This is a genomic window from Kosakonia sp., from assembly GCF_032052965.1.
Taxonomy (GTDB): domain Bacteria; phylum Pseudomonadota; class Gammaproteobacteria; order Enterobacterales; family Enterobacteriaceae; genus Kosakonia.
Map to the genome: position 1 here is coordinate 175,459 of NZ_DAMBVN010000001.1, position 12,634 is coordinate 188,092.

Below are 12,634 nucleotides of genomic sequence, written 5' to 3' on the forward strand. Positions count from 1 at the left end.
GTCGGCCGATCCCGTGGCGCAAGGTTAGCAGAACTCCCAGGACGCTCTTATATCCAAATGGAATGGGTTATGCCAAAAATGCGATAACGGGTTAATTACTGGCCGGATTGTTGATGAATAAAGCGATCAAACTGGCTTTGCAATGCGTTAATCACTTCTGAGGACCAGCGTACTGCCCCGTTTTCGGGCAACGTGGGGGGCATCCACACGGCATAAGTAAACAGCGCCATACACAAGACGCGCTCCAGTTGATTGCCTTTTTGCGGTGAGAGCAGCGGCAGACGAAATCGCCAGCGACAAGGCCATAACAGCGGGACACCCGCCGGGGTGATCATATCTGCCAAAATATGGCTTAAATACCCAACCACCATGCCTTGCAGTGCATCGGCCGGAATAACCCAGCTTTCCGGAACTTTCAAATAAAACAGGGTTAGCGCAAGGAATACCGCGAGCAGACTGTGGGTAAATCCCCGGTGACCAAAGGCGCGTGCCACAGGTTTGGAAACCCATTTCAGCCGCTGTCCAAGGAATGATTTCGGGTGGTCAATATCGGGTAGCAGGCAGGTGAGAATGGCTGATGGCACAATATGCCACCAGTCGGCCTGAGCAAGCACGGGCGTCAGCTCGGCGTTTTTGGCAAACACCGTGCAGGCAATGGAAAAAAGCAGGTGGCCTTCCGCCGTCATGATCAAACTCGCGTAACTGTCGATGCATACAGTATAGGATGTTTGTACAGTAGGCGGAAGAGGTGACGGTGTAACTCTTTGTCACAATCCTGTCAGATTTAGCGCGCCAGCCAGCCACCATCGACGGCAAGGGTATAACCGTTGATATAGTCCGCGGCCCGGGACGCTAAAAACACTGCAGCGCCCTGTAAATCGGCGGGTTCTCCCCAGCGCCCGGCAGGAATGCGATCGAGGATCTCCTGACTGCGTTCGGCATCTTCACGCAATTGCTGCGTATTGTTAGTCGCCATATAGCCCGGCGCTATGGCATTCACATTGATATGGTGAGGGGCCCATTCATTCGCCAGCAGGCGTGTTAGTCCCATCACACCACTTTTCGAGGCCGTGTAGGACGGAACGCGGATGCCACCCTGAAAGGAGAGCATTGAGGCGATATTAATGATTTTACCGCCATCGCCTTGTGCAATGAATTGCCGGGCAACGGCTTGTGACAAAAAGAACACCGTTTTGAGGTTGAGATCCATTACGTCATCCCAGTCCTGCTCGCTAAAGTCGATTGCATCGCAACGGCGGATAGTACCGGCATTGTTCACCAGGATATCAACGCGTCCCATCCTGGCAACGGTTTCGGCAACAATTCCCTCAAGCGTCTGCTGGTGGCGCAAATCTGCCTGAATCGCCAGGAAGCGGCGTCCCAATGCTTCTACTCTTTGGGCGGTTTCATGCGGAATTTTACGGTTTACGCCAACAATATCGCAGCCCGCTTCCGCCAGCCCCAGTGTCATTCCCTGGCCAAGGCCGGTATCACACCCGGTCACAATGGCCACTTTACCCGCAAGCTTAAAGGCATCCAGTATCATGAGTTCTCCGGCATATTATTGTTGTGAAAGAGGGCGTCAGCGCCTGAGTTTCAGGATAGAAGGGGGGCGGGGAAAATACAAATAAAAATGAAATGATGTTTCAATTATTTTGAGCGGGGCGACAAAATGCCACCCCGGTAACTTAGCCCAATAAATGGGATAGCGTCAGTTGTTGAAGAGAATCAAGTTTGACGTTCGCCAGAACATAACGCGGATCGGCACGATGTTCGGCATCCGGCACAACGATGGAACGCATGCGGGCCGCTTTGCTGGCGATCATGCCATTGACAGAATCTTCCAGCGCCACGCAGCAGAGCGGTTCAACGCCAAGTTTCGCAGCGCAATCAAGGTAGACCTGCGGGTGGGGTTTGCTGTAGGGGAGCGCTTCAGCCGAAGCCAGCGCATCGAAGTTGTCGCGCAGGTCAAACATGGCGAGTACTTTTTCCAGCATACGCAGTGGCGAGGCGGAGGCCAGACCCACTTTCAAACCGTTGGCTTTGCACAGTGCGACAGCCTCGCGGGCACCTGCGAGCAGCGGGCGTTCTTGTTCAACCAGCGAAATCGCGCGCTGTATGATCCGATCGGTGACCTCCTGACGACCAGGACCGTTCCAGGGTTGCTGCGCATACCAGAGTTCAACCACCATATCGATGCGCAATCCGAGGGTATCCGGCAGTTCATTGCGTCGTGTGATATCGACCCCAAGTCCTGCGATGACGTCCAGTTCAGCGCGATCCCAGAGTGGCTCTGAGTCGATAAGTAATCCATCCATATCAAAAATGGCAGCAAGAATTTGTTGCGGGGCAGACATAACACCTCTCTTTTTAGCGGCTCGTGTCGGGAAGAAAGTTCGGATTATGAGCGAAAGGGCATCATACCGCCTTTAAAGATCAGGCGAAAATGATTCTCTGCAGGTAGACTTAGGCGCAAACCGTGCGTCACAACCAAGGGGAAGCCATGACGTATCAACAAGCTGGACGCATAGCCGTGCTGAAACGCGTTCTGGGTTGGGTGATTTTTATTCCGGCCATTATTTCGACCATTATTTCCATTCTGAAATTTATGTACGACCACAGCGACAAGCAGCCCGGTATCAACGCGGTGATGCTGGATTTCGCTCATGTAATGATCGAAATGATGCGCTTCAATACGCCGTTTCTGAACCTGTTTTGGTACAACTCGCCAACGCCGGATTTTCACCAAAGCCTGAACATCATGTTTTGGATTATCTTTGCGCTGATCTTTGTGGCTCTGGCGTTGCAGGCTTCAGGCGCGCGGATGAGCCGGCAAGTGCGTTTCCTGCGTGAAGGGGTGGAAGATCAGGCCATTCTGGAAAAGGCCAAAGGCGATGAAGGTCTATCGCGCGCGCAGCTTGAAGCAAGGATCGTGGTGCCAAATCACTCCATTTTCCGCCAGATTTTCCCGCTGTATGTGTTGCCGGTGCTGATCATTGTCGCAGGCTACTTCTTCTTTACGCTGCTGGGGTTTTTATAACGTGAAAGGGCCCGGTAGCAGCATCTGTCCGGGCCCGATGCAGAAAAATATCCTACACGGCTAACACGCGTTCGAGGGCTTTTTGGGCATTCACCAGGTGTTCGCCGCCGAAAAGGATCGCGCGGTTGAACAAGGTATAGAGCTGGTAGACAGGCTGGCGATCGAGGAAATCATTCGGGAGCGGAGAGACTGACTGGTAGCCATCGTAGATTTGCGGCGGCTGATCCGGATGAAGCGGCAGCATCGCCAGATCACATTCACGATCGCCCCAGTAACATGCCGGATCATAAATGTAAGGTCCGTCCGGTCCGAGGGCGCAGTTGGCCGACCATAAGTCGCCGTGAAGCAGCGAAGCCTGCGGCTGGTGCGACGATAAACGCTGCTGAACATGTTCCACAATGGCATCGATGTTGCCGAACTCCAGGCCTTTTTCTGCCGCCAGTTCCAGTTGCCAGCCAATGCGCTGTTCGGCGAAAAAGGTAGACCAGCGTCGCTGCCAGGCGTTGGGTTGTGGGGTAGTGGATAAGTCGTTATCAAAATCAAGGCCGAACTGCGGCTGATCGCTCCACTGATGCAAGTGCGCAAGCTGCTGGCCGAGCAGAAAGGCGCTGTGTGCATCCAGCGGGCGGGCTGGGAGATATTCCATCACTAAAAAGCTGTAATCACGGTCGCTGCCGAGCGCCCATACTGCGGGTACTTTGACCGTGTTGCTCCGTGCCAGCAGCGCTAATTGATCGGCTTCGGCGGTAAAGATGGGTAACAGTTCACGTTCATCGCATTTCACGAAGAGATCGCGGCCCGCATAACGCACGCGCCATGCAGCGTGGATTTCGCCGCCTGGCAGCTCCTCACGCTGCTCAATCTCGCCTTCGCCCAGTTGCTCGCTTAACAGACGGCTTATCGCTTGCCACATGATGTCTCTCCCATGTAATCAGCCAGATCATAAGGTTAGCGCACTAAAGCTTTCAAAAAACAGGATATAACGCACAACTGAGCAACGAAGGGCACAACAGCGTTCTTAATGATCTTGCTGTTGCCAGGTGTCCCAGGTGCTAACGGTAATGTCAGCCTCTTCGTCGATCGCGCTTTCCGCCAGTCCACTCGCCAGCGCGTGGACATCTTGCTCGCTGAGCGCGCTGATAAAACCGAAGGTGTTAGTGCCGAGATCGTGCACGTTGCCTTGTTCATCGGTCATGGTGAGGAGAAAACCCGCGCGTGTAAAGTGGTTATTCAGTTCATTGATTTCGGTCAGGGTTCGTTCATGAAAGGTGACCGTTACGACGTAGCGCGTGATGCTGTCACTGCCCATATTTCACCTCGTTGTAATCCTGAAAGTTTTTTTAGCATAGTCGGCAAGGAAAATTTGTCGACTACCCTGATCGCTTTGATGCGCGCCCGCCCGCCCAGCGAAGCGCGGCTTTTTCAGACTTTACGCAGATAGTCGTAAATTTTCTGCGTGTCTTGCAGGGCGCATAACCGCGTGCCCTGGTTAATAGTGGCCGCGCTCCCGGCAGCAACGCCAAAACGCACCATATCGGCAAGCGGGGCATTCTGTGCGAGCTTGAGCGTCATCGCGCCGACCATGCTGTCTCCTGCCCCTACCGTACTTTGGCTTTTCATTGGGGGTGGCACAACCTGCACACAGTCTTCCGCATCAACGCCCAGTGCGCCTTGCGGTCCCAAAGATACCACCACCCGCAACGCTTTACCGCTGCGGACAATCTCCTGTGCCGCAAGGCGAACATCATCCGGTTGCGTCAGTTCCCGCCCGACCAGTGCGCTCAACTCTTTCTGATTGGGTTTTACCAGTTCAATATTGCCGATCGATAACGCGGCGGTGAGCGCCTCTCCGGAGCTGTCCACGATGCATCGGATGCCCTGCTGCTGCGCCGCTTTGATAAGCTGTGTCAGGTTATCTACTTTGATGCCTGGCGGCAGACTGCCGCTGATCACCAATATTGCGCCGGTTTCAATGGCGAGGACTTTTTCTTCCAACTGGCGAAACTCATCATCGCTGAGCGCGGCCCCCGGCATAACAAAGCGGTACTGTTCGCCGCTTGACTCGATATGTACGTGCAAGTTTTGCCGCGTCCAGTCTTTGGCCGCCACCGCGATAGTCGGCACGCGTTCGTCCGCCAGTAAATTGACCAGGTGTTCACCGGTCGCTCCGCCCGCAGGAAAGAGGGCTGTTGCTTTGCCGCCCAGGTGCGCAATCGCCCGGGCCACGTTGATGCCGCCGCCGCCGGGTTCAAATACTGGTGTGCTGCAACGCAGTTTACCTTCAGGGTAGATGTGTGGTGTTAGCGTCGCGCTATCCAGAGAGGGCGCGAGCGTCAGGGTATAAACAGAAACCATCATGATCTCCTTTTTATCCGGTTGCCCTAAGCCTGGCACCGATTACCCGGAAGGGAAAGGAATAACAGTATGATTTTCAGCATGAAATTGAGTTAAGGCATAAAAGCGATTAATAACCAAATACCCCTTTTTGAGATCTCTCTTATTCAAAAAATCAAATAAGATTTCATTGATATGTTTAACGGGGCTTTTTATAATTTGTTACCTTTCTTAGGACCGTTGGTCATTGATCCTCATGAAAGATTCCGGGACCGTGTTGGTCTCTTTTTTTGCTGTACGGACTCTTAATAAATGAAGCTTTTTAAGACAGTACCCGCATTGCTTATCGCTGCGGGCGTGCTTGCGTCGATGAATGCTGCCGCAGATGATACCGTTTTTACTGTCATGGATGATCCTTCAACTGCGAAGAAACCGTTCGAAGGTAGCGTGAATGGTGGCTATCTCGCCCAGTCCGGCAACACAAAGAGTTCTTCTTTGACTGCCGACTCCACGCTGACCTGGTACGGTAGCAGAACGGCATGGTCTTTGTGGGGCAATGCCAGTAACACCTCATCAAACGATGAACGTTCGTCTGAGAAATATGCTATTGGTGGCCGTAGCCGTTACAACCTGACGGATTATGATTACCTGTTTGGCCAGGCGAGCTGGTTGACGGACCGCTATAACGGTTATCGCGATCGCGACGTGTTGACGGCAGGTTATGGTCGTCAGATCCTGAACGGTCCGGTGCATAGCCTGCGTTTTGAATTCGGTCCTGGTTTGCGTCATGATAAGTACACCGATGGCGACACGAAAACCACTGCGCTGGGGTACGCTTCTGGCACCTATGCATGGCAGATCAGTGACAATACGAAATTCACGCAGGGCGTTTCCGTCTTTGGTGCGGACGACACTACTGTGAACTCCGAGACGGCGCTGAATGTCGCTATCAACGCGCATTTCGCGCTGAAAGTGGCGTATAACCTGACCTGGAACTCCGAGCCGCCATCCACCGCGCCGGAACACACCGATCGCAGAACGACGGTAACGTTAGGCTATAAAATGTAATTAAGTGGGCCGGAAATACCCGGCCCATTATCTTTATTTGTTAATTTGTGCTATTTTCTTCGGCCTTTGATAAATTTCATTTAAGTATATTCATACCCTCCTTAATTTCTCCATAATTAATTGTTGTGAAACATATTCAGTTTATTTGACACGAATGGATAAATAAATTGACTGTGCAAAAGTGTGATCCAGATCTACACTATGAGCACGGGTAATTAATCACCCAGACAGTCATCTGTGTTATTTAAATTAGAGAATGAAATCATGAAAAAAATCAAAACTACTGCAGCAGTTGTAGTGCTTTCTGCACTCTCATTTGGTGTCTTCGCTGCTGATACCGTTAATGCACCTGCCAGCCAGAACAGCTCAAACATCACTAATATCGAGGCGGGCTCTAACATGGTTACCGTTGCTCAGTCTACGCACGGTAACAACGATGCCGCATTTGATGCTCACACACTGGTTGCTGGTGAGTGGAACTAATTATCTCTTCCGTTCCTTCCTTTTCTTAAAAAACCGGATTGTGTCGTACCGGTTTTTGTATTTACGCGAAAGATTGGGCAACTGTAAAATAAATCGTTAGCAATTTTGACAAAAACTGAAAGTAATTATTTATTGCTTCTTTTAAATAGCTTTTAAGATTTAACTGCGTAGCAGGGCAAGAATATTTTGCGCCGACTGGTTGGCGACTTTCAGTACCGCATCCTGACCTTGTTGCAATATTTGCGCTTTTGCCATTTTACTTGCCTCTAACGCATAGTCCGCATCCTGAATACGACTTTGCGCCGCTTGCGTTGCAATGCCTTGTTGTGCCAGAACGGATTTATTCGACTCAAAACGATTGATCGACGCGCCATACTGCGCGCGATAGCCACTGATTTTATCCAGCGCCTTATCCAGCAGCCCCATCGCCACACTGGCGGTGCCCGTTGATCGTAAATCCGTCTGCGCCAGCCCTAACGATTTCAGATCCGAGGGGGTGGTTGCCAGCGTGACAGCTTTTACGTCGTCGCCGTAATTGGCGCTGGTGACCACTTCCCACGGACGACTCTGTTTCGGCGGCGTGGTCGGTGTGATAGTTGGCGTGGGCAAATCGCCCCAGGTCAGGTTACTGGTAAACGAACCGCTACCCAGCACCATCACGATCAGATCTTCGCTGGCCTTATCGATTTTTAAACGTTCCAGACGGTTCGTTCCATTGCTGCCGTCATTAAAGGCCCGGCCCGTTTCATAGCGATCGCCGTCGCCACTGTAGCGAATGGTCATGCCGTTATAATTAAGGGTAGCGCTGCCGTTCAGCGCCCAGGATGCCCCCCCCTCAATTAATTGCGAATCATCGTAAGTGGCGCCGCTTTGAAAACCATTGGCCGCCGTCAGTACTTTTGACGTGGCTTTGGTCGAATCCGTTATGCCGCGGCTTTTCCATGTATAGTCCGGATCGCTGCCCGTGAGCGGTGTACCGGCCAGATGTTTACCGTCGCGAGTAAACAACTGGATGTCATCATCCAGGCCCAGCGAATCCATGGTTAGCGTAATGTTTGTGGCGCCGGCAGGGATATACGCCAGCGAGACAATGCCAGAACTGAATGTATAGTTGGTGCCCTGCGCCGGAAACTTAACGCTGAGCGGCGGGACATTGCCTATCAGCTCAGGAGGCAATTCAGGGCTGTCGGTAGCCAGTGGATAGCGGCCAAAAATCTCAGTGCCTTCCGAAATGGCCTGAATACTCTTAAGAATACTTTGATATTCGTTATCAATGCTCTGATGATCGCTGGCGGAAAGGGTGCTATTACCTGACTGGATCGCCAGACTTTTGGCGCGGATCAGTAATTCACTGATGGTGTTCAGCCCGCCATCAGCGGTTTGCGCCATACTGATAGCGTCATCCAGTCCGCGGGATACGACAGTATCCGCGTTGACATTTGCGCGCATGCGGTTGGCAATGGCCTGACCTGCTGCGTCATCCTTCGCGCTATTGATCCGTAACCCCGACGACAGACGCTGAATAGATTCCTCCAGCGTCGAAGCGGTCGCCGCCCTGAGCGTCAGGTTCAGACCGGTCATGTTGTCGTAATTGATCGATGGCATTGCTGTATTGATTCATTCAGACCGCTAATGTTTCAATCATCGGCAGGCGGCAGGGTGATCTTTAACCCAAATTGGCGGAAAAATTTAACTTTGTGCAAATGTCTGAGCGAAGCGGTGTCGGTGGGAAAGGGGCATCAGGCCAGGGCAGAAGGAGAGAAAACTTGCCACATCGTAAGCCTCTCCGGTAAAAAGCTCCCTTCCGGGTGAAATCCGCACGCATCGGAAGGGCAATAAAAGTTATTCGTTACAAAGAACATCTCTAATAATGTTGCAACGCACAGGATGCACCTGGCGATGTTTCTTTATTAGATATGGTTAGCTTAACGCAAATTCTTAGGTAACACCACGCAACCGGAGGCATGATGGGAAAGGCAACAGATAACGAGTTATATGAGGAGATGTGCCGGGTGGTTGGAAAAGTGGTGCTGGAAATGCGCGACCTTGGGCAAGAGCCGAAACACATTGTTATTGCTGGTGTGGTCAGAACGATGCTGGCAAACCCCCGCATAAAACGCTCTCCCCTGACGCATGATGCGATGGAGGAAGTCATTCGCGCCTTAGGTTACGAAGCCTGAGGTGAGTAACAGAAAAAGGCACGCATAACGCGTGCCTTTTTGAGCAGGTGGATCCTTATTAGTGCCGTTTTTTATGACGGCCTGGCAGGTTCCTGGACGACTTCATGCTGTAGTGCTTATAAAACGAGAACACAATAATCGCGACCAGCGCGATAACCAGAAGTGGATAGATTATTTCCATTCATTATCAGTTGGTTAGGCGTTGATGAATGCTATTCGAACCTGAAGCAGTGCAACAGGACAAAATAGCGTCTTAAAACATGATAAACGTCAGATGGCATTAGTATTTTTAAAATACCTTTTCATTCTGCTTACCAAAATGAAAAGGCAATACAAAGTAATTTCGCCTGGAACGCCCATTGTTGTAAATATGTAATCACCCCGGTGAAACAAAATAGAAAAAACTCACTTCAACAGGGGCGTCCACACGACAAACCTTAGTGCAGTAAGCGGGGGGGAGTTAATTTGGCTGACGCTTTCTTTATTAATGCGGTGTCCCCGGGTGCCCTGTGAGGTAGGAAGTACCGTAATGTCGACATCCGCCGCGCAGTATAACGATTTTTTTCATACTTTTATGTGAAGCCAATGGCGTGTACTATTGGGGGGCGTTATCAGCCGGTGGGGGTGGGTACATCCCGAATGCTGTTGTACAGACTTTGCAGAGTGAAGCAAAGAAACATCTTTAACTTGCTGATATAAATACATTGTTTAGTTTTGTATGTGCTCTTTCGTGTGGGGCACCACTGCAAATAAGGAAATGAAATGCCTGTAATTACTCTTCCTGATGGCAGCCAACGCCATTACGACCACGCTGTAAGCCCCATGGATGTTGCACTGGATATCGGTCCCGGACTGGCGAAAGCCTGTATCGCTGGCCGCGTTAATGGCGAACTGGTTGATGCCTCTGATGTCATCAACAGCGACGCCAACCTTGCTATCATCACCGCCAAAGATGATGAAGGCCTGGAAATTATCCGTCACTCCTGCGCGCACCTGTTAGGCCACGCTATTAAGCAACTTTGGCCAAACACCAAAATGGCGATTGGTCCGGTCATCGATAACGGTTTCTATTACGACATCGATCTTGACCATACGTTGACCCAGGAAGATATCGACGCGCTCGAAAAACGTATGCATGAGCTCGCCGAAAGCAACTACGACGTCATTAAGAAAAAAGTGAGCTGGCATGAAGCCCGTGAGACGTTTGTCAAACGCGGTGAAACCTACAAGGTCTCTATTCTTGATGAAAACATCGCGCATGATGACAAGCCGGGCTTGTATCATCACCAGGAATATATCGACATGTGCCGCGGTCCGCACGTGCCGAATATGCGTTTTTGCCATCATTTTAAACTGATGAAAATTGCGGGCGCTTACTGGCGCGGTGACAGCAACAATAAAATGTTGCAGCGTATTTACGGTACTGCATGGGCAGATAAAAAAGCGCTGAATGCGTACCTGCAGCGTCTGGAAGAAGCAGCGAAACGCGATCACCGTAAAATCGGTAAACAGCTCGACCTGTATCATATGCAGGAAGAAGCGCCGGGTATGGTGTTCTGGCATAACGATGGCTGGACGATTTTCCGCGAACTGGAAACGTTTGTACGTTCCAAACTGAAAGAGTACCAGTACCAGGAAGTAAAAGGTCCCTTCATGATGGACCGTGTCCTGTGGGAAAAAACAGGCCATTGGGACAACTATAAAGATGCGATGTTCACTACCTCTTCTGAGAACCGTGAATACTGCATTAAGCCGATGAACTGCCCGGGTCATGTGCAGATCTTCAACCAGGGGCTGAAATCCTATCGTGATTTGCCGCTGCGTATGGCAGAGTTCGGCAGTTGCCACCGTAATGAACCATCGGGCGCGCTGCATGGTCTGATGCGCGTACGTGGGTTTACGCAAGATGATGCTCATATCTTCTGTACGGAAGAGCAGGTTCGCGATGAAGTGAACGCCTGTATCCGTTTAGTCTATGATATGTACAGCACTTTTGGTTTTGAGAAAATCGTCGTCAAACTGTCAACGCGTCCTGAAAAACGCATTGGTAGTGACGAAATGTGGGACCGTGCGGAAGCAGATCTGGCCGTTGCGCTGGAAGAAAACAACATCCCGTTCGAATTCCAACTGGGTGAAGGTGCTTTCTACGGCCCGAAAATTGAATTTACACTGTATGACTGCCTCGATCGTGCATGGCAGTGCGGTACTGTACAGCTGGACTTCTCTCTGCCGTCTCGTCTGAGTGCCTCTTATGTAGGCGAAAACAACGAGCGTCAGGTGCCGGTGATGATCCACCGCGCAATTCTTGGTTCACTGGAGCGCTTTATCGGCATCCTGACTGAAGAATTCGCAGGTTTCTTCCCGACATGGCTTGCACCGGTGCAAGTTGTCGTGATGAATATCACCGATTCCCAGGCTGATTACGTTAATGAATTGACCCGGAAACTGCAAAATGCGGGCATTCGCGTAAAAGCAGACTTGAGAAACGAGAAGATAGGCTTTAAAATCCGCGAGCACACTTTACGTCGTGTCCCTTATATGCTGGTTTGTGGGGACAAAGAGGTTGAGGCCGGCAAAGTTGCTGTGCGTACCCGTCGTGGTAAAGACCTGGGTAGCCTTGACGTAAATGAAGTTATCGAGAAGCTGCAACAAGAGATTCGCAGCCGCAGTCTTCAACAACTGGAGGAATAAAGTATTAAAGGCGGAAAACGAGTTCAAACGGCGCGTCCTAATCGTATCAATGGCGAGATTCGCGCCCTGGAAGTTCGCTTAACAGGTCTGGAAGGCGAGCAGCTTGGTATTGTGAGTCTGAGAGAAGCTCTGGAAAAAGCTGAAGAAGCCGGGGTAGATTTAGTTGAAATCAGCCCTAACGCCGAGCCGCCCGTTTGCCGTATAATGGATTACGGCAAGTTCCTCTATGAAAAAAGCAAATCTTCTAAGGAACAGAAGAAGAAGCAAAAAGTTATTCAGGTTAAGGAAATTAAATTCCGACCTGGTACAGATGAAGGCGACTATCAGGTAAAACTCCGCAGCCTGATTCGCTTTCTCGAAGAGGGCGATAAGGCCAAGATCACACTGCGTTTCCGCGGTCGTGAGATGGCCCACCAACAGATCGGTATGGAAGTGCTTAATCGCGTGAAAGACGATCTGAATGAACTGGCAGTAGTCGAATCCTTCCCTACGAAGATCGAAGGCCGCCAGATGATTATGGTGCTTGCTCCTAAGAAGAAACAGTAAGGCCATCAAGTAACTAAACCTTGGGCCGCAAGCTCAGGGTTTAGTTCGCCTATGTTTCGTTTATTAACAATGCGAAGTGGAAGTTAAAAAATGCCAAAAATCAAGACCGTACGCGGTGCTGCTAAGCGTTTTAAAAAAACCGGTAAAGGTGGTTTTAAACACAAGCACGCTAACCTGCGTCATATTCTGACCAAAAAAGCTACCAAGCGTAAACGTCACCTGCGTCCGAAAGCCATGGTTTCCAAAGGCGATCTGGGCCTGGTAATCGCGTGCCTGCCGTACGCATAAGTCG

General features: G+C 50.9%; 14 protein-coding genes. 7 read left to right on the top strand and 7 right to left on the bottom strand.

Annotated features, from left to right (window positions below; translation table 11 throughout):
- Window positions 1–95: 95 nt before the first annotated feature.
- From RTX30_RS00880 to hxpB, 3 genes are all read right to left on the bottom strand, one after another.
- Window positions 96–686: a metal-dependent hydrolase gene (locus RTX30_RS00880; protein WP_312685888.1), complete on the bottom strand. Its 591-nt coding sequence runs from the start codon at window positions 684–686 to the stop codon at window positions 96–98.
- A 98-nt stretch (window positions 687–784) separates the two neighbouring features.
- Window positions 785–1,546 carry a 2-dehydro-3-deoxy-D-gluconate 5-dehydrogenase KduD gene (kduD, locus tag RTX30_RS00885; RefSeq protein ID WP_312685891.1) on the bottom strand — a complete coding sequence of 254 codons (762 nt, stop codon included), beginning with the start codon at window positions 1,544–1,546 and terminating at the stop codon, window positions 785–787.
- A gap of 142 nt (window positions 1,547–1,688) precedes the next feature.
- A complete protein-coding gene (hxpB, locus tag RTX30_RS00890; protein ID WP_312685894.1) occupies window positions 1,689–2,357 on the bottom strand; it encodes a hexitol phosphatase HxpB in 669 nt (222 codons plus the stop codon).
- Window positions 2,358–2,503: 146 nt separating this feature from the next.
- Here hxpB and RTX30_RS00895 point away from each other — a divergent pair, with 146 nt between their 5' ends.
- Entirely contained in the window at window positions 2,504–3,040 is a 537-nt protein-coding gene (locus RTX30_RS00895; protein WP_312685897.1) for a YniB family protein, read from the top strand.
- Window positions 3,041–3,092: 52 nt separating this feature from the next.
- Here the strand turns inward: RTX30_RS00895 and RTX30_RS00900 are convergent, their stop codons facing one another.
- The 3 genes from RTX30_RS00900 to pfkB all read right to left on the bottom strand — a co-directional run bounded on the left by RTX30_RS00900 (window position 3,093) and on the right by pfkB (window position 5,395).
- Window positions 3,093–3,953 (bottom strand): fructosamine kinase family protein, encoded by an 861-nt coding sequence (locus RTX30_RS00900; protein WP_312685900.1) that lies wholly within the window; start codon window positions 3,951–3,953, stop codon window positions 3,093–3,095.
- Between the two features lie 105 nt (window positions 3,954–4,058).
- The gene (gene ghoS / locus RTX30_RS00905; RefSeq protein ID WP_312685903.1) at window positions 4,059–4,349 is read right to left on the bottom strand and encodes a type V toxin-antitoxin system endoribonuclease antitoxin GhoS; all 291 of its coding nucleotides are present in this window, start codon (window positions 4,347–4,349) and stop codon (window positions 4,059–4,061) included.
- A 113-nt stretch (window positions 4,350–4,462) separates the two neighbouring features.
- A complete protein-coding gene (gene pfkB, locus RTX30_RS00910; protein ID WP_312686796.1) occupies window positions 4,463–5,395 on the bottom strand; it encodes a 6-phosphofructokinase II in 933 nt (310 codons plus the stop codon).
- Between the two features lie 291 nt (window positions 5,396–5,686).
- Here pfkB and RTX30_RS00915 point away from each other — a divergent pair, with 291 nt between their 5' ends.
- Both RTX30_RS00915 and RTX30_RS00920 read left to right on the top strand, forming a co-directional pair.
- Window positions 5,687–6,442 (top strand): YdiY family protein, encoded by a 756-nt coding sequence (locus RTX30_RS00915; protein ID WP_312685906.1) that lies wholly within the window; start codon window positions 5,687–5,689, stop codon window positions 6,440–6,442.
- Between the two features lie 264 nt (window positions 6,443–6,706).
- A complete protein-coding gene (locus tag RTX30_RS00920) occupies window positions 6,707–6,925 on the top strand; it encodes a hypothetical protein (protein ID WP_312685909.1) in 219 nt (72 codons plus the stop codon).
- Between the two features lie 159 nt (window positions 6,926–7,084).
- On the opposite strand, the gene RTX30_RS00925 is transcribed toward RTX30_RS00920, so the two are convergent.
- Entirely contained in the window at window positions 7,085–8,530 is a 1,446-nt protein-coding gene (locus RTX30_RS00925; protein WP_312685912.1) for a flagellin, read from the bottom strand.
- A 359-nt stretch (window positions 8,531–8,889) separates the two neighbouring features.
- Between RTX30_RS00925 and fumD the strand changes: the two genes are divergently transcribed.
- From fumD to rpmI, 4 genes are all read left to right on the top strand, one after another.
- The gene (gene fumD, locus RTX30_RS00930; protein WP_312685915.1) at window positions 8,890–9,105 is read left to right on the top strand and encodes a fumarate hydratase FumD; all 216 of its coding nucleotides are present in this window, start codon (window positions 8,890–8,892) and stop codon (window positions 9,103–9,105) included.
- 762 nt (window positions 9,106–9,867) lie between these two features.
- A complete protein-coding gene (gene thrS / locus RTX30_RS00935) occupies window positions 9,868–11,796 on the top strand; it encodes a threonine--tRNA ligase (RefSeq protein WP_312685920.1) in 1,929 nt (642 codons plus the stop codon).
- Between the two features lie 3 nt (window positions 11,797–11,799).
- The gene (gene infC / locus RTX30_RS00940) at window positions 11,800–12,342 is read left to right on the top strand and encodes a translation initiation factor IF-3 (RefSeq protein WP_071532057.1); all 543 of its coding nucleotides are present in this window, start codon (window positions 11,800–11,802) and stop codon (window positions 12,340–12,342) included.
- 90 nt (window positions 12,343–12,432) lie between these two features.
- Window positions 12,433–12,630, top strand: a complete 198-nt coding sequence (gene rpmI / locus RTX30_RS00945; protein ID WP_001124225.1) for a 50S ribosomal protein L35 — start codon at window positions 12,433–12,435, stop codon at window positions 12,628–12,630.
- Window positions 12,631–12,634 lie beyond the last annotated feature (4 nt).

Excerpts from the sequence above, each read along its gene's own strand:
- thrS (WP_312685920.1), top strand. The coding sequence starts at position 9,868 with ATGCCTGTAATTACTCTTCCTGATGGCAGCCAACGCCATTACGACCAC.
- hxpB (WP_312685894.1), bottom strand. The coding sequence starts at position 2,357 with ATGTCTGCCCCGCAACAAATTCTTGCTGCCATTTTTGATATGGATGGA.
- fumD (WP_312685915.1), top strand. The coding sequence starts at position 8,890 with ATGATGGGAAAGGCAACAGATAACGAGTTATATGAGGAGATGTGCCGG.
- RTX30_RS00900 (WP_312685900.1), bottom strand. The coding sequence starts at position 3,953 with ATGTGGCAAGCGATAAGCCGTCTGTTAAGCGAGCAACTGGGCGAAGGC.
- RTX30_RS00895 (WP_312685897.1), top strand. The coding sequence starts at position 2,504 with ATGACGTATCAACAAGCTGGACGCATAGCCGTGCTGAAACGCGTTCTG.
- RTX30_RS00880 (WP_312685888.1), bottom strand. The coding sequence starts at position 686 with ATGACGGCGGAAGGCCACCTGCTTTTTTCCATTGCCTGCACGGTGTTT.
- pfkB (WP_312686796.1), bottom strand. The coding sequence starts at position 5,395 with ATGGTTTCTGTTTATACCCTGACGCTCGCGCCCTCTCTGGATAGCGCG.
- RTX30_RS00925 (WP_312685912.1), bottom strand. The coding sequence starts at position 8,530 with ATGCCATCGATCAATTACGACAACATGACCGGTCTGAACCTGACGCTC.
- rpmI (WP_001124225.1), top strand. The coding sequence starts at position 12,433 with ATGCCAAAAATCAAGACCGTACGCGGTGCTGCTAAGCGTTTTAAAAAA.
- ghoS (WP_312685903.1), bottom strand. The coding sequence starts at position 4,349 with ATGGGCAGTGACAGCATCACGCGCTACGTCGTAACGGTCACCTTTCAT.
- RTX30_RS00915 (WP_312685906.1), top strand. The coding sequence starts at position 5,687 with ATGAAGCTTTTTAAGACAGTACCCGCATTGCTTATCGCTGCGGGCGTG.
- RTX30_RS00920 (WP_312685909.1), top strand. The coding sequence starts at position 6,707 with ATGAAAAAAATCAAAACTACTGCAGCAGTTGTAGTGCTTTCTGCACTC.
- kduD (WP_312685891.1), bottom strand. The coding sequence starts at position 1,546 with ATGATACTGGATGCCTTTAAGCTTGCGGGTAAAGTGGCCATTGTGACC.